This window comes from Micromonospora sp. ABR4_055 (genome assembly GCF_056160425.1).
Genome location: NZ_JBSWXD010000027.1, coordinates 1 through 15358, shown reverse-complemented (window position 1 = coordinate 15358; position 15358 = coordinate 1). Strand labels below are relative to the sequence as shown.

General features: G+C 71.5%; 16 protein-coding genes. 10 read left to right on the top strand and 6 right to left on the bottom strand.

The features are described from left to right. Window positions 1-25 precede the first annotated feature (25 nt). Window positions 26-2167 carry an ATP-dependent DNA helicase gene (locus tag ACXAHD_RS09465; protein ID WP_475049807.1) on the bottom strand — a complete coding sequence of 714 codons (2142 nt, stop codon included), beginning with the start codon at window positions 2165-2167 and terminating at the stop codon, window positions 26-28. Window positions 2168-2298: 131 nt separating this feature from the next. Between ACXAHD_RS09465 and ACXAHD_RS09460 the strand changes: the two genes are divergently transcribed. From ACXAHD_RS09460 to ACXAHD_RS09445, 4 genes are all read left to right on the top strand, one after another. Further along, a complete protein-coding gene (locus ACXAHD_RS09460; RefSeq protein ID WP_281552984.1) occupies window positions 2299-2805 on the top strand; it encodes a DUF402 domain-containing protein in 507 nt (168 codons plus the stop codon). An 89-nt stretch (window positions 2806-2894) separates the two neighbouring features. Next, window positions 2895-3803 (top strand): PPK2 family polyphosphate kinase, encoded by a 909-nt coding sequence (locus ACXAHD_RS09455; RefSeq protein WP_289212090.1) that lies wholly within the window; start codon window positions 2895-2897, stop codon window positions 3801-3803. A 138-nt stretch (window positions 3804-3941) separates the two neighbouring features. Continuing rightward, window positions 3942-4568 (top strand): DUF47 domain-containing protein, encoded by a 627-nt coding sequence (locus tag ACXAHD_RS09450; RefSeq protein ID WP_281552986.1) that lies wholly within the window; start codon window positions 3942-3944, stop codon window positions 4566-4568. A gap of 5 nt (window positions 4569-4573) precedes the next feature. Continuing rightward, on the top strand, window positions 4574-5578 hold the full coding sequence (locus tag ACXAHD_RS09445) for an inorganic phosphate transporter (protein WP_282232420.1): 1005 nt from the start codon (window positions 4574-4576) through the stop codon (window positions 5576-5578). Here the strand turns inward: ACXAHD_RS09445 and ACXAHD_RS09440 are convergent. From ACXAHD_RS09440 to ACXAHD_RS09420, 5 genes are all read right to left on the bottom strand, one after another. Continuing rightward, window positions 5571-5930 carry an arsenate reductase ArsC gene (locus ACXAHD_RS09440; RefSeq protein WP_289213693.1) on the bottom strand — a complete coding sequence of 120 codons (360 nt, stop codon included), beginning with the start codon at window positions 5928-5930 and terminating at the stop codon, window positions 5571-5573. The genes ACXAHD_RS09445 and ACXAHD_RS09440 overlap by 8 nt on opposite strands. A gap of 86 nt (window positions 5931-6016) precedes the next feature. After that, on the bottom strand, window positions 6017-6778 hold the full coding sequence (locus tag ACXAHD_RS09435; RefSeq protein WP_281552988.1) for an aquaporin: 762 nt from the start codon (window positions 6776-6778) through the stop codon (window positions 6017-6019). After that, window positions 6775-7437 carry an arsenate reductase ArsC gene (locus tag ACXAHD_RS09430; protein WP_289212091.1) on the bottom strand — a complete coding sequence of 221 codons (663 nt, stop codon included), beginning with the start codon at window positions 7435-7437 and terminating at the stop codon, window positions 6775-6777. Before ACXAHD_RS09430 ends, ACXAHD_RS09435 begins: the two co-directional genes overlap by 4 nt. Next, window positions 7430-8209, bottom strand: a complete 780-nt coding sequence (locus tag ACXAHD_RS09425) for an arsenate reductase/protein-tyrosine-phosphatase family protein (protein ID WP_281552989.1) — start codon at window positions 8207-8209, stop codon at window positions 7430-7432. Before ACXAHD_RS09425 ends, ACXAHD_RS09430 begins: the two co-directional genes overlap by 8 nt. Window positions 8210-8302: 93 nt before the next feature. Beyond that, window positions 8303-9274, bottom strand: a complete 972-nt coding sequence (locus ACXAHD_RS09420) for a Gfo/Idh/MocA family protein (protein WP_281552990.1) — start codon at window positions 9272-9274, stop codon at window positions 8303-8305. Window positions 9275-9407: 133 nt separating this feature from the next. Here ACXAHD_RS09420 and ACXAHD_RS09415 point away from each other — a divergent pair, with 133 nt between their 5' ends. The 6 genes from ACXAHD_RS09415 to pstB all read left to right on the top strand — a co-directional run bounded on the left by ACXAHD_RS09415 (window position 9408) and on the right by pstB (window position 15237). After that, window positions 9408-10262, top strand: coding sequence for an NUDIX hydrolase (locus tag ACXAHD_RS09415; RefSeq protein ID WP_475049848.1), 855 nt, complete (start codon window positions 9408-9410; stop codon window positions 10260-10262). 104 nt (window positions 10263-10366) lie between these two features. Next, a complete protein-coding gene (locus ACXAHD_RS09410) occupies window positions 10367-10891 on the top strand; it encodes a hypothetical protein (RefSeq protein ID WP_281552991.1) in 525 nt (174 codons plus the stop codon). A 230-nt stretch (window positions 10892-11121) separates the two neighbouring features. Next, window positions 11122-12225: a phosphate ABC transporter substrate-binding protein PstS gene (gene pstS, locus ACXAHD_RS09405; protein ID WP_281552992.1), complete on the top strand. Its 1104-nt coding sequence runs from the start codon at window positions 11122-11124 to the stop codon at window positions 12223-12225. 116 nt (window positions 12226-12341) lie between these two features. After that, window positions 12342-13376 carry a phosphate ABC transporter permease subunit PstC gene (gene pstC / locus ACXAHD_RS09400; RefSeq protein ID WP_281552993.1) on the top strand — a complete coding sequence of 345 codons (1035 nt, stop codon included), beginning with the start codon at window positions 12342-12344 and terminating at the stop codon, window positions 13374-13376. Beyond that, entirely contained in the window at window positions 13373-14437 is a 1065-nt protein-coding gene (gene pstA / locus ACXAHD_RS09395) for a phosphate ABC transporter permease PstA (protein ID WP_281552994.1), read from the top strand. Before pstC ends, pstA begins: the two co-directional genes overlap by 4 nt. Window positions 14438-14457: 20 nt before the next feature. Beyond that, the gene (gene pstB, locus ACXAHD_RS09390) at window positions 14458-15237 is read left to right on the top strand and encodes a phosphate ABC transporter ATP-binding protein PstB (protein ID WP_281552995.1); all 780 of its coding nucleotides are present in this window, start codon (window positions 14458-14460) and stop codon (window positions 15235-15237) included. The last annotated feature ends 121 nt before the right edge of the window (window positions 15238-15358 follow it).

The window sequence follows — 15358 nt, the reverse complement described above, 5'->3', positions numbered from 1 at the left end:
GCTGACCCGCCCACCTCGCGGCGGGTCAGCTGGCGGCGAGTCGGCGCAGCGCGCCCTGCACCACCTCGGGCCGGGTGGTGTACCAGAACGGCGGCAGCGAGCGGCGCAGGAACGCACCGTAGCCACGGGCGGTCTCCAGCCGGGAGTCCAGTACCGCCACGACGCCCCGGTCACCGGTGGACCGGATCAGCCGCCCGGCGCCCTGCGCCAGGCGTACCGCCGCGATCGGCACGCTGACCGCCGAAAACCCGGAGCCGCCGGCGGCGTCCACAGCGGCGGCGCGGGCGGCGGCCAGCGGCTCGTCCGGCCGAGGGAACGGCAGCCGGTCGATCACCACCAGCTGGCAGGCGTCGCCGGGCACGTCCACCCCCTGCCACAGCGACATCACGCCGAACAGGCAACTCGCCTGGTCCTCCCGGAACCGGCGGACCAGCAGCGGCAACGCCTGCTCGCCCTGCACGTGCACGGTCAGCCCGGTCCGCGCCCGGACCAGCTCCGCGGCCTGCTGCGCGGCCCGTCGGGAGGAAAACAATCCGAGGGTACGGCCGCCGAGTGTGCCGATCAGCGACAGCAGCTCCTCGCCGGCCTGGGCGGGCAGCCCGGAGACGGTCGGCCGGGGCAGGTGCGCGGCGACGTACAGGATGCCCTGCTTGGGGTAGTCGAACGGGGAACCGACGTCGAGTGACCGCCAGCTGAGATCGTCGGCCGTGACCGCCTCGGTCTGCTCGGTGGCCGGGGTAGCGGTCTCCAGACCCAGCGACCGGGCCACCGTGTCGAACCGCCCGCCGAGGGTCAGGGTGGCGGAGGTGGCCACCACGGTCCGCTCCTCGTAGAGGTGGCTGGACAGGGTGCCGGCCACCGACAGCGGAGCCACCACCAGCGCCCGGCGGTTGGCGGCCGGGCCGTCCGGCTTCTCCACCCAGGCGACGTCGTGTTCGGCCTCGTCGAGCAGCCGTTGGGCGGTCGTGGAGAGCTCGTCCAGCACCGACTTGGCCTGCTGTTTGCGCACCGGGTCCGGGTCGTCGGCCTTGATGTCGCCGATCTTGTCCAGCGCGGCCCGGGTCGCCGACTCCAGCAGGGTGCACGCCTCGTGCAGTGCTGGCGGCAGACCGCTGGTCAGCCGCCCGGCCGGCGACTCGCCCAGCCCGACGGCGAGGGCGTCACCGGCCTCGGTGAGCTGCTCGGCGGTCTCCGGCGGCAGCAGCGGCCGGGCCCGCCGGGCGGCCCGGTCGATCACGTCCGGGGTGAGCTCGGCCTGGGCGGCCGACGAGACCCGGTCGGCCAGCTCGTGGGCCTCGTCGACGATCAGCAGCTTGTGCGGCGGCACGATGTGCCGGCCGGCGAGCATGTCGACGGCGAGCAGGCTGTGGTTGGTGACGACCACATCGGCCTCGCGGGCCCGGAACCGGGACGCCTCGGCGAAGCATTCCTCGCCGTACGGGCAGCGGGCCGCCCCGACGCATTCCCGGGCCGGCATCGACACCTGCCGCCACACCTGGTCGTCGACGCCGGGATCCAGCTCGTCGCGGTCGCCGGTGTCGGTCTCCATCGCCCAGTCGCGCAACCGTTGCACCTGCTTGCCTAGCCGGTTCGCGGCACCCAACCAGCGGGTGCCGCCGCCGCTGCCGCCGCCAGCGTCGCCGCCGTTGTCGCCGGCGGCGTCGAACAGGTCGGTCGGCTCCTCCTCGGCCGAGTCCTCCAGCCGGGCCAGGCACAGGTAGTGGTGCCGGCCCTTGAGGACGGCGAAGGTGGGCCGGCGGCGCAGGATCGGCTCGACCGCGTCGGCGAGCCGGGGCAGGTCGTGCTCGACCAGCTGGGACTGCAGCGCCAGGGTGGCGGTGGAGACCACCACCGGGCCGTCGACGGTCAGCGCTGGTGCCAGGTAGGCCAGCGATTTGCCGGTGCCGGTGCCGGCCTGCACGAGCAGGTGGTGCCGGGTGCGGATGGCGTCGGCGATCGCCGCCGTCATCTCCTGCTGGCCGGGCCTAGCCGCGCCGCCGGGGACCGCGCCGACCGCGGCGGCGAGCAACTGGGCGGCGCTCGGCCGACCGGTGCCGGAGCGGCCGGCCGGGCGCGGCGGGGCCGCCGGAGCGGACGCGGTGCTGGTGGTCGTCGCAGGGGTCACCCGGTGACAGTACCGATCACCACCGTCGTCCTCGGCGGTCATCCACAGCGTGCCGGCCGGTGTTGCCCGGTGACGCCCGGTGACGCCCGGTGACGCCCGGGCGCTGGCGCCGGCACTGGGGCGTCACCTGCACGTTGCCTTCCGGTGGGCGGCCATCCGTTAAGGTGCGACACATGTCCAGCGATGTCGTACGGGTGGTCTATCGCAAGTACGACGGTTCGGCCCACCGGGACTATCCGGCCCGCCGGTTGACTGAGGACGAGGTCGGCGTGTGGCTCGGCGTGCCCCGGGGCACCGAGTCGATCTACCACGGTCGCCCGTCGGTGGAGCAGATCCCGTTCGTCCTGCTGGTGCCGCGTGAGCAGTGGTGGACCTGCATGTTCAACCCGCCGCCGCGCACCAGTGAGGTCTACTGCGACATCGCCAGCCCGGCCCGCTGGGAGGACGAGTCCACCGTACACCTCATTGATCTTGATCTTGATGTGGTGCGGCGTCGGGCGACCGGCCTCGTGGAGCTGCGCGACGAGGACGAGTTCGCCGAGCACCGGGTGCGGTACGGCTACCCGGAGGACGTGGTGGAGTCGGCCTGGGCCGCCGCCCGCTGGTTGCAGGACGCGCTCGGCGACGGCACCGAGCCGTTCGCCTCGGCCTACCGGAAGTGGCTGGCGCTGGTCTGCTGACCCGACCGGCTGGTCGGCCGGCCGATCCGGTGGTCGGCCGGGTAGCGGTCGGCTGGTCGGCCGGGGGCCGGCTGGGCGATGATCGGCTGATGACTGCTGACCTGTACGAGCCACCTGTCCGGGAACTGCTACGGGTCGGCGCCGGCCGGCCGCTCGACCTGTCCGCGATCGACCCGAGGTCGACGCCGGGGCTGCCGGCGCTGTCGGTGACCGGGCCGGACCGCAAGTCGTGGGCCCGCGCCGAGGTCCGCCGCATCGGCGACGAACTGGCCGAGCAGCAGGAGATGCTGCACGCCCAGGCGGTCGCCGGCGACGCGGCCGGCCGGCGGGTGCTGCTGGTGCTGCAGGCGATGGACTGCGGCGGCAAGGGCGGCGCGGTGAAGCGGGTGGCCGGCGCGATGAACCCGCTCGGCCTGCGGATCCGGGCCTTCGGGCCGCCTACCGAGGAGGAGCTGGCGCACCACTTCCTGTGGCGGATCCGCCGGGCGTTGCCGGACGCCGGCCAGGTCGGGGTGTTCGATCGGTCACACTACGAGGACGTGCTGGTCGTACGGGTCGAGTCGCTGGTGCCGGAGGAGACCTGGCGGGCCCGCTACGACGAGATCAACGAATTCGAGGCCGGGCTGGTCGACGAGGGGTTCGTGCTGATCAAGGTGTTCCTGCACATCTCGTACGCGGAGCAGCGGGAGCGGCTGTTGTCCCGGTTGACCGATCCGACCAAGCACTGGAAGTACCACCCGGGCGATGTGGACGCGCGCAGCAAGTGGCCGGACTACCAGGCCGCGTACACGGAGGCGTTGAGCCGGTGCGCCACGGACGCCGCGCCCTGGTTCGTGGTGCCGGCCGACCGCAAGTGGTACCGGGACTGGGCGCTGGCGCACCTGCTCCGGGAGCACTTCGCGGATCTGGACCTGAGCTACCCGCCAGCTCGTTTCGACCTGCGCAAGGAGCACGCCCGGCTGCTCGCCGGGGACGGACTGAAAGTGAACGGTGGATGAACAAAGACTGACCTGTGGGTGTACAGGGGTGGGCCGCGAGCAGACGCGATTCGCTGTTACCTAGCATTCCCTGCAGAGCGCGCGGGCGTTTCCCGTGGCCAGCCCCTGTTCCCCACCGTCTCCGACGAGGTCTGCGCTGTGAAGTTCTCCTTCCGCCCGGTCGAGGGCGCCTTCTATGAACTGTTCACCAAGGCCGCGCAGAACCTCGTGCGGGGCACCGAGCTGCTCAACGAACTCGCCCTGCCCGGAGTCGACGTCCAGTCGGTCAGTGAGCGGCTCACCGAGGTCGAGCATGACAGCGACCAGATCACCCACGACCTCTACAAGAAGATCAACTCGGCGTTCATCACCCCGTTCGACCGGGAGGACATCTACCGGCTGGGCAGCCAGCTCGACGACGTGATGGACCACCTGGAGGCGGTCGGCAACCTGCTCTACCTCTACGGGCTGACCCAGCTGCCGTCGCTGCCCCGGGAGATGCACGAGCTGATCGCGGTGCTCGACCAGCAGGCCCGGGTGACCGCCGACGCGATGCCCCGGCTGCGGGCGATGAAGGACCTCGACGACTACTGGATCGAGTGCAACCGGCTGGAGAACGAGGGCGACCGGTCGTACCGGATGCTGCTGGTCCGCCTCTTCTCCGGCGAGTACGACGCGCTCACCGTGCTGAAGATGAAGGAGGTCGCCGACGAGCTGGAGGCCGCCTGCGACGCCTTCGAGCACGTGGCCAACACAGTCGAGACCATCGCGGTCAAGGAGTCCTGAGCCGGGTGAGCGCCGAACTCATCGCCGTCCTCGCGGTGATCACCGTTGCCATGGTCTTCGACTACACCAACGGGTTCCACGACGCGGCAAACGCCATCGCCACCAGCATCTCCACCCGGGCACTCACCCCACGGGTCGCCCTGATCATGGCCGCGGTCGGCAACTTCATCGGCGCCCACTTCGGCGCCGAGGTGGCCAAGACCGTCGGCAGCGGCCTGGTCGAGCTGCCGGCCGGCGTCTCCAGCCTCGGAATCGTCTTCGCCGGCGTGGTCGGCGCGATCACCTGGAACCTGATCACCTGGTACTTCGGGCTGCCCTCGTCGTCGTCCCACGCGTTGATCGGCGGCCTGGTCGGCGCCACCATCGCCGCCTCCGGCACCGTGCTGTGGGGCGGCATCGCCGGCGATGTGGTCGCACCGATGGTGCTCTCCCCACTGGTCGGCTTCGCCCTCGGCTTCCTGGTCATGCTCGCCGTGCAGTGGATCTTCCGCAACGGGCAGCCCGGCAAGCTCAACCGGGGCTTCCGGATCGCCCAGTCGATCTCGGCGGCGGCGATGTCGGTCGGGCACGGCATGCAGGACGCCGCGAAGACCATCGGCATCGTGGTGCTGGCGCTGTTCGTCGGCGGGTTCCAGTCCGACGCCGAGACCATCCCGGAATGGGTCTTCTGGACCTCGGCGACCGTGCTGGCGCTGGGTACGTACGCCGGTGGCTGGCGGATCATCCGTACCCTTGGTCGCAAGATCATCGACCTGCGGCCGCCGGAGGGGTTCGCCGCCGAGACCGTCGCCAGCTCGGTGCTCTACTTCAACGCCCTGGTGCTCGGCGCACCGATCTCCACCACGCACACCATCACCTCGGCCATCATGGGCGTCGGGGTGACCAAGCGATTGTCGGCCGTACGGTGGAACGTCGCCGGCAACATCGTCGGCGCCTGGATCCTGACCTTCCCGGCGGCCGGCAGCATCGGCGCGGTGATGTACTTCGTCGTCCGCCCGCTGTTCAGCTGACCCGGGTCGTTGGGACCAGGTCGGCGAGCAGCGCCTCGATCCGACGGCGGATCTCGTCGCGGATCGGCCGGACCGCCTCGACGCCCTTACCGGCCGGGTCGGGCAACTGCCAGTCCTCGTACCGCTTGCCGGGGAAGACCGGGCAGGCGTCGCCGCAGCCCATCGTGACGATAACGTCGGAGGACTCGGCGGTGGACCACTCCAGCCGCTTCGGGGTCTGGTCGGTGATGTCGATGCCGACCTCACGCATCGCCTCGACCGCCGCCGGGTTGACCGTCTCGGCCGGCGCGGAGCCGGCCGAGCGGACCTCGACCGCGTCGCCGCCGAGGTGACGCAGCCAGCCGGCGGCCATCTGGGACCGGCCCGCATTGTGTACGCAGACGAACAGCACACTGGGCTTGCTCACGGTGTCTCCTTCGAGGGGTGTGGGGCAACGGGTCAGCGTCGGGTGGTCGCCAGAGCGGGATCTGTCGGCTGGGCGGGCTCGGCCGGCACCACGACCTGGTCGGCGGCGTGTCCCACCCCCGGGTAGAGCGCCAGCAGCAGGGCGACTCCGATGGCGAGCCCGACGACCTGGGCGACCAGGAACGCCGGGATCGAGGCGGGCTGGATGCCGGCGAAGGTGTCGGTGAAGCCCCGGCCGATCGTCACCGCCGGGTTGGCGAACGACGTCGACGAGGTGAACCAGTAGGCGGCACCGATGTAGGCACCGACCGCAGCCGGTGCTGCGCCGGCCCGGCCCGACCGGGCCAGCGCGAAGACCAGCAGGACCAGGCCGGCGGTGGCGACCACCTCGCCGAGCCACAGGTTGCCCGCCGACCGCTCCTTGGTGGACCAGGTCACCGCCGGCAGGGCGAACATCAGGTTGGCCAGGATCGCCCCGGCAATGCCGCCGGTCACCTGCGCGGCGACGTAGCCGGTCAGATCCGGCAGGGTCAGACCGGTGCGGCTGCGTCGTCCGAGGAACCAGTCGGCGGTCGAGACGACCGGGTTGAAGTGCCCGCCGGAGACCGGCCCGAAGATCAGGATCAGCGCGCCGAGCGCGAAGGCGGTGGCGATCGAGTTCTGCAGCAGCTGCAGCCCGACGTCGTCCGGCGACAACGTCTGGGCCATCACCCCGGAACCGACCACCGAGGTGACCAGCAGGGCGGTGCCGGCGAACTCGGCCAGCAGCCGTCGCCAGAGTGCGATCGGGTTCACGCGTTCTCCACTTTCTGTAGGTCGTCCAGCAGCCGGCGGACCCGGCGCTCGATCTCGTCGCGGATCGGCCGTACGCCGTCGACGTCCTGCCCGGCCGGGTCGTCCAGCTCCCAGTTCTCGTACCGGGTGCCGGGGAAGACCGGGCAGGCGTCACCGCAGCCCATGGTGACCACCACGTCGGCGGCGCGGACCACCTCGTCGGTCCACGGCTTCGGGTACTCGCCGGAGATGTCGATGCCGCGTTCGGCCATCGCCGCGATCGCCGCCCGGTTGACCTCGTGGCCCGGCTCGCTGCCGCCGGACCAGGCGACCACCGTGTCCCCGGCCAGGTGGGTGAGGAACCCGAGCGCCATCTGGCTGCGGCCGGCGTTGTGGGTGCACAGGAAGAGCACCACCGGGCGGCCGTCGGAGTGCAGGCCCTCGACCCGGGCCAGGGCCTGCAGCCGTTGCCGGGCGAACCGCTCGGCGAGCAGCGGCAGATAGTTGGGGATGGTGCTGCCGGTGGCGAACTGGTCGTAGCTGGACGCCAGGAACCGTTCGATCGTCTCGGTGTTGTAGGTGCCGTCGAACTCCCGGGCCAGCCGGGTCGCTGCGGTACGCAGCGCCACCTGCTGGTCGATGGACAGGTCGGGGCGGACGGCATCGGTGACGTCAGACATGGTGGGCTCCGGTGGACGTGGGGGCGGTGGCCCGGCTGGTGATGGCGGGTGCCAGCCGGTGGACCCGGCCGGCGAGGTCGGCGTACGCGGCTTCGAAGGCGGCGTCGGTGTCCACCCGGACCGGGTCCGGCACCGACCAGTGCAGGTCGGGCGCGCCGGCCCCGGTGAGCTCCTCGTGGGCGTTGTCGCAGACGGCGACGACCAGGTCGCCGTCGCCGATGACGGCCGACACGTGTGCGGTGCGGGCCGGGTCGAGGTCGAGCTCGAGCCGGCGGGCCAGCGCCACCGCCCGGGGGTGCACCCGGGTCGCCGGTCGGGTGCCGGCCGAGGCGGCCGGGGTCGGGCCGGTGCGCTGCCAGAGTGCTGCGGCGAGCTGGGAACGGGCCGAGTTGTGGGTGCAGACGAAGACCACCCGGTCGACGCCGGCCAGCGGCGGTGGGGCCAGCCCGGCGAGGACGTCCGGCACCAGTTGCAGGTAGCTGCGGCGGCGGTCGCCCTCGGACCGGGCGCGGCGCAGCAGGCCTGCTTCCTGCAGGACCTTGACGTGGTGGGCGACCAGGTTGCTCGGCAGCCCGAGCCGTCGGCCCAGCTCGCCGGGGGCGGCGTCGCCGAGGTGCAGCAGGTCGACCATGGCCAGCCGGGCCGGGTCGCCGAGCGCGGCGTGCACCCGGGCGCGCCGCTCCAACTGCCCGGCGTGCACCCGGGCGCGCCGCTCCAGCGGGCGGGCGGGTGGCGGCCGGTCATCGGCACGGTGACTTGCCTCAGCGTTCATTGACTCAATGATTGCTGAGGTATTCGGCGGAGTCAAGCCGGGCGAGCGTTGTGACCCGGCCGGCAGACCGGATCAGCCAACTCCCGACCGGAATCAGTCGTAGCTGACGCCGATCTGGCCACGGATCGTGTCCAGCAGCTCCATGACCTCGAGGGACACCGCATGCGGCACCAGCGGACTCTCCCGCAGACCGGCGGCCAGGCAGCGGTGCACCTCGGCCGCCTCGTACTGGTAACCGTTGCCGGCCGGCTCGACCACCCGCACCACCTCGGGGTCGCCGGTGCCCCGGCGGAGCGTGAACTCGCTCGGGCAGATGAACGGGTCGGGCAGCGAGATCCGGCCGGTGCTACCGGTGATCGTCGCCGTCACCGGGGTAGCCCCGACGATGCCGCAGGTCAACGCGGCCACCGCGCCCGACTCGTAGCCCAGCAGCACGCCGGTGTTCTGGTCCACGCCCTCCGGGGTGAGTTTCGCCCAGGAGCGCACCGAGTCCGGCCGGCCGAGCACCAGATGCGCCAGGCTCACCGGGTAGATGCCCAGGTCGAGCAGGGCGCCGCCGCCGAGCGCGCGGTCGCGCATCCGGCTCTCCGGCGCGAACGGCCCGGCCAGGCCGAAGTCGGCGTGCACCGAGACGACCTCACCGATCGCGCCGTCGTCGATTAGCTCGCACACCCGGCGTACGGTCGGGTTGCACCGCATCCACATGGCCTCCATCAGGAAAACGTCCCGGGCCCGGGCGGTCTCCACCAGCTCGGTGCTGCTGGCCAGGTCGAGGGTGAACGGCTTCTCGCACAGCACCGCCCGGCCGGCGGCCAGACAGGTCATGGTCGCGGCGTGGTGCGCCGAGTGCGGCGTCGCCACGTAGACGACGTCGACGTCACCGTCCGCGGCGAGCTCGTCCCAGGATCCGTACGCCCGGGGAATGCCGTAGCGGTCGGCGAACGCCTGCGCGCTGGCAACCGAGCGGGAACCGACCGCCAGCACCTCGGCGTCGGGCAGCAACTGCAGGTCTTCGACGAAGCGGGCGGCGATGCCGCCGGTGGCGAGGATTCCCCAACGAGTCATGCCAGGCACGCTAGCCAGCGAGTCCGTGCGCGGCGACGGCGGGGCGTGCTGGCCGGTCTGCCGGGCGACGACCTACGCTCGGCGCGTGCCCACCGACGACGATGTCACGGCTTTCGCCGCGCCACCCGATCCGATGCTGTTCGCCGTACCCGAGGCGATGGTCGAGCAGGCCAGCCGGTTCTACGCGGCCGGCCGGGAACCGGTACGACCGCGGGTCGCCGCGACCGTGCTGCTGCTGCGCCCGACGACGGATCCGGGGCCGACGGGGGCGCCCGGCGGCCCCGGGTTCGAGGTCTACCTGATCCGGCGGGTGGCGGCTGTCGCCTTCGGCGGGGTGTACGCGTTCCCCGGCGGCGGGGTGGATCCCTCCGACGCCGCAGGCGAGCTGGACTGGGCCGGGCCGGACCCGGAGCACTGGGCGGCGCGGCTGGGGTGTCCACCGGACCAGGCGCAGGCGGTGGTCTGCGCCGCCGCCCGGGAGGTGTTCGAGGAGTCCGGGGTGCTGCTGGCCGGCCCGGACGAGACCACTGTGGTCGACGCGGTGGACGGTCCGGAGTGGGAGGTCGACCGGCAGGCCCTGCTCGCCCGGACGTTGAGCTTCGCGGAGCTGCTGCGCCGTCGGCGGCTGACCCTGCGGTCGGACCTGCTGGCCGCGTGGAGCAGGTGGATCACCCCGGACTTCGAGCCACGCCGGTTCGACGCCCACTTCTTCGTGGCCCGGCTGCCGGTCGGGCAGGCGACCCGGGACGTGTCCGGTGAGGCGGATGAGACGCTGTGGGTCCGGCCGAGGCTCGCCCTGGACCGGGCGGAGACCGGCGACTGGCAGCTGCTGCCACCCACCCGGGTGACGCTCGACGAGGTCGCCGGCTGCGCCGACCCGGGTGCCGTCTTCGCGGCCGCCGCCAGCCGGGATCCGGCCGTACCGGTCACCCCTCAGCTGTACGTCGATCCGGACGGGACGGTCAGTTTCGCGGTTGTCAAGCCCTGATCCGGATAGATGATCTTGCGTTACCAAGCGGTGATACTTTGGCGCGCACGAACGCGACAGGGTGCCGGGCGGTCCTCGCCCGCCACCGCTACCGGACGGGACAGATGGCTCCACGACCAGGGACCTCAGCCGCGCGGGGTGCGCCGACGGACGCCGACGACCTCGTGCATCTTGCCGTGCCCGCCGAGTACGTCTCGCACATCGCCCGGCTGATCGAGGAGCTCGACCGGCGACCCAGGCCGATCCCGAAGCCAGCCCGGCGGGCCCGGTCCACCGCCCGCGCCGCCAAGGAGTGGCCGGTCGAGGAGTTGCGCCGGTTCGCCCAGGGTCGGTCCCGGACGCACCAGACCGTGTTCGCGATCCTCGACCTGCTCGCCGAGCACCCCGGCGAGACCATGTCGGTCGGTGACCTCGCGGCGCGGCTCGGCAGCCCGGTCGACAAGGTGATCGGCGCGCTCGGTGGGCTGACCAGGATCGTCAAGGCGTACCACGACTATCCGAAGTGGGGGCTGCCGTTGCAGCGGATGGCCCGGACCGGTACCGGCAGGTCCAACGCGGTCGGCTACCAGCTTCCCGCCGAGCAGGCCCGCCGCTGGCGGCTGGTGCGGCGCGGTCGGCCTGGGAGCTGATCACCGACGCAGGCCGGTGAAATGCGTCGGCCGAGATGCGACGTCGGTCACAGTCGAGCGTGGGCTTGGCTCGGACGGCGACCATACAACCCCCGTTCACCTTCTGTTCACCATGGTCCGGTCGGCAGTTTAGCCACGGCTCGTACCGTCCTCGGCGTTCGAGACGGTGAACTCGCCCCCGCGACCCCTGGGCGGCGACTCGCCACCCGACCTCAGAGAGGCAACGCACCGTGAATCGTAAGTCCCTCCGGCTGGCCGCCCTGCCGGCCGCCGTCATGCTTACCCTCGGCGTGGCCGCGTGCGGCGACGACGGCGACAACGGCTCGGAGTCTGGCAACGGCTCCGACACCTCGGTCAGCGGGAACCTCGCTGGCGCCGGCGCCTCATCCCAGGGCGCCGCGATGGAGGCGTGGATCGCCGGATTCACCTCCGTCGCTCCGGACGCGACCGTCACCTACGACCCGATCGGCTCCGGCGGTGGCCGCGAGCAGTTCACCAGCGGCGGCACCCAGTTCGGCGGCACCGACGCGTACCTCGACGAGGAAGAGATCGCCGCCGCCCTGGAGACCTGCGGCGAGCAGGGCTTCATCGAGTTCCCCGGCTACATCAGCCCGATCGCCGTGGCGTACAACCTGCCGGGCGTCGAGACGCTGAACCTGTCGCCGTCGGTGATGGCCCGGATCTTCGACGTCAAGATCACCAACTGGAACGACCCGGCGATCGCCGAGCTCAACCCGGACGCCGCGCTGCCCGACCTGGCGATCACCACGGTGCACCGCTCGGACGAGTCGGGCACCACCGAGAACTTCGTCGACTACCTGGCCAAGGCCGCGCCGGCCGACTGGCCGTACGAGGTTGACGGCAACTGGCCCGCAGCGGGCGGCGAGGCCGCCCCGCAGAACCAGGGCGTCGCCGCCGCGCTGCGCGGTGGCGAGGGCACCATCGGCTACATTGACGCCTCTCTCGCCGGCGATCTCGGCGTCGCCGCGGTCCAGGTGGGCGAGGACTTCGTCGAGTACTCGGCCGAGGCGGCCGCCGCCGTCGTCGACGCCGCCGAGACCGTTCCTGGTCGTCCGGAGTTCAGCTTCGCCATCGACCTGCCCCGGGACACCGCCGAGGCCGGCGTCTACCCGATCGTGCTGGTTTCCTACCAGCTGGCCTGCGTCACCTACGACAGCCAGGAGACGGTTGACCTGGTGAAGGCCTTCTACTCGTACGTGATCAGCGAGGAAGGCCAGCAGGCCGCCGCCGAGAACGCCGGCTCCGCGCCGATCTCCGACGAGCTGCGCAGCCAGGCGCAGTCCGCGCTGGACGCGATCACTGTCGCCGGCTGAGTCGAGCACCACGTCCAGCCCCTGCGACCCAGGTCCGGACGGTCACCCGGTGGCCGTCCGGACCTGCGGCGTATCCCGTACCGCCCGTCACGACACGGCCTGAGGAGGCGTAATCCGTGACAAAGCCCGCCACCGCGCAGAGCGGTACCCCATCGAGTGATCCGCCGCCCGGCGGCGACTCGCCGCGCGGCACGTCAACGGGCGAGCCGCCGGACGCGGAGACGCGTCGCCGGGGCCGGTCCGGCAAGCGGATCGGTGACCAGATCTTCTCCGGCACCGCCGTCGGCGCCGGTGTGCTCATCCTGGTCACCCTCGCCGCGGTCGCGGCCTTCCTGCTCTACGAGGGCCTCCCCGCCCTGGTCGCCGACCCCGAGGAGCTGCCCGGCGGCGAAGGATTCATCGCGTACGTCACCCCGCTGCTGTTCGGCACGGTCCTCGCCGCGGTGATCGCGCTGGTGGTCGCCACCCCGCTGGCGATCGGCATCGCGCTGTTCATCTCGCACTACGCGCCGCGCAGGATCGCCGCCGGTCTGGGCTACCTGGTCGACCTGCTGGCCGCCGTGCCCAGCGTCGTGTACGGACTGTGGGGCATCTTCTTCCTCGCCCCGAACATCGTCCCGGTCTACCGCTGGCTGGAGGAGCACCTCGGCTTCATCCCGTTCTTCGCCGGCCCTGCCTCAGCCACCGGCCGGACCATGCTGACCGCCGGTCTGGTGCTGGCGGTGATGATCCTGCCGATCATGACCGCGGTGAACCGGGAGGTCTTCCTGCAGACCCCCCGGCTGCAGGAGGAAGCCTCCCTGGCGCTCGGCGCCACCCGCTGGGAGATGATCCGGATGACCGTGCTGCCGTTCGGCCGGTCCGGGATCATCAGCGGCAGCATGCTCGGGCTGGGCCGGGCGCTCGGTGAGACGCTGGCCGTCGCGATGGTGCTCTCCGCCTCCGACGTGATCACCATCAACCTGATCGACTCGGTCAACAGCAGCACCATCGCCGCCAACATCGCGTTGGACTTCCCCGAGTCCAGCGGGCTCGCGGTGAACGCGCTGATCGCCACCGGCCTGGTGCTGTTCGCGCTGACCTTCGTCGTCAACTTCGCCGCCCGGGCCGTCGTCGCCCGTCGGCGCGACTTCTCGGGAGCGAACGCATGACCACCATCACCCCGCCCCGGGCACCCGTCACCAGCACGCTGACCAGCGGCGTACTGCCGAAGTGGGCACCGTGGGCGGTGGTCAGCGGCAGCCTGTCGGTAGGCCTGGTCGGCGGCCTCAGCCTCGGGCTGGCCATCCCGCTCTCGTTGGCCATCGGTGTACTGCTCGTCATGGTGGCCCTGCCGGCGGTCTCCTGGCAGGTCGAAGGCGGCCGCCGGGCCAAGGACCGGTTCGTCACCGTACTGGTCAGCCTCGCCTTCGCCCTCGCGATGCTGCCGCTGCTGTCGTTGATGATCACCGTCACCCAGAACGGCATCCACCGGTTCGACGGGACCTTCCTCAGCAGCGACATGCGGGGCGTGCTGGGTGAAGGCGGCGGGGCGCTGCACGCCATCGTCGGCACCCTGATGATCACCGGCGCGGCCACCCTGATCTCGGTCCCGATCGGCGTGATGTGCGCCGTCTACCTGGTCGAGTACGGCAAGGGCCGGCTGGCCCGGTGGGTCACCCTGCTGGTCGACGTGATGACCGGTATCCCGTCCATCGTGGCAGGTCTGTTCGCGTTCGCCTTCTTCGCGATCTTCTTCGGCCCGAGCATCCGGTTCGGCCTCGGCGGTGCCGTCGCCCTGTCGGTGCTGATGGTGCCGGTGGTGGTCCGTTCGGTCGAGGAGATGCTCAAGCTGGTGCCGAACGAGCTGCGCGAAGCGTCGTACGCGCTCGGCGTGCCGAAGTGGCGCACTGTGCTACGGGTGGTGCTGCGGACCGCCGCTCCGGGCATCGCCACCGGCGTGACCATCGCCATCGCCCGGGTGATCGGCGAGACCGCCCCGCTGCTGATCATCACCGGCAGCACCACGGCAACCAACTGGAACCTGTTCGACGGCCGGATGTCCTCGCTGCCGATCTTCACCTACTACTCGTACAGCATCCCCGGCGCCCGGCCGGAGTTCGGTGTGGAGCGCGCGTGGGCGGCGGCGCTCACCCTGTTCGTCATCGTCATGGGCCTCAACCTGGTGGCCCGGCTGATCTCCCGCTTCTTCTCCCTGCCGACCAGCCGCTGACCGCGGAAAGGACCCCTCAAGTGGCCAAGCGCATCGAAGTCTCCGACCTCGACATCTTCTACGGCAACTTCAAGGCCGTGGAGCAGGTCGACATGACCATCGAGCCGCGTTCCGTGACGGCGTTGATCGGCCCGTCCGGCTGCGGCAAGTCGACCTTCCTCCGCTCGCTGAATCGGATGCACGAAGTGGTGCCCGGTGGACGGGTGACCGGCAAGGTCGCCATGGACGGCGACGACCTGTACGGCATCGGCGTCGACCCGGTCGCGGTACGGCGGCAGGTCGGCATGGTGTTCCAGCGTCCCAACCCGTTCCCGACGATGTCGATCTACGACAACGTGGCGGCCGGGGTGAAGCTCAACGGCGGTCGGATGCGCAAGGCCGACCTCGACGAACTGGTCGAGCAGACGCTGCGCGGCGCCAACCTGTGGGAGGAGGTCAAGGACCGGCTGGGCCGGCCCGGCTCCAGCCTCTCCGGCGGGCAGCAGCAGCGGCTGTGCATCGCCCGGGCAATCGCCGTCAAGCCGGCGGTGCTGCTGATGGACGAGCCGTGCTCCGCGCTGGACCCGATCTCCACCCTCGCCATCGAGGACCTGATGCACCAGCTGAAGACCGAGTTCACCATCGTCATCGTCACGCACAACATGCAGCAGGCGGCCCGGGTCAGCGACCGGACCGGCTTTTTCAACATCGCCGGCACCGGCCACCCCGGCAAGCTGATCGAGATGGACGACACGCAGCGGATCTTCAGCAACCCGAAGGTCAAGGCGACCGAGGACTACATCACCGGCCGGTTCGGCTGACCGCGGTCGGTGCCGGCACCGACCGGCCGGCCGGTGCCGGTCCTGTCTGTTCCGCACCTCTCCGAGCCCCCGAGACATAGCAGGTTATCTGGGGGGGGGGGGGGGGTGGGGGGGGGGGGGG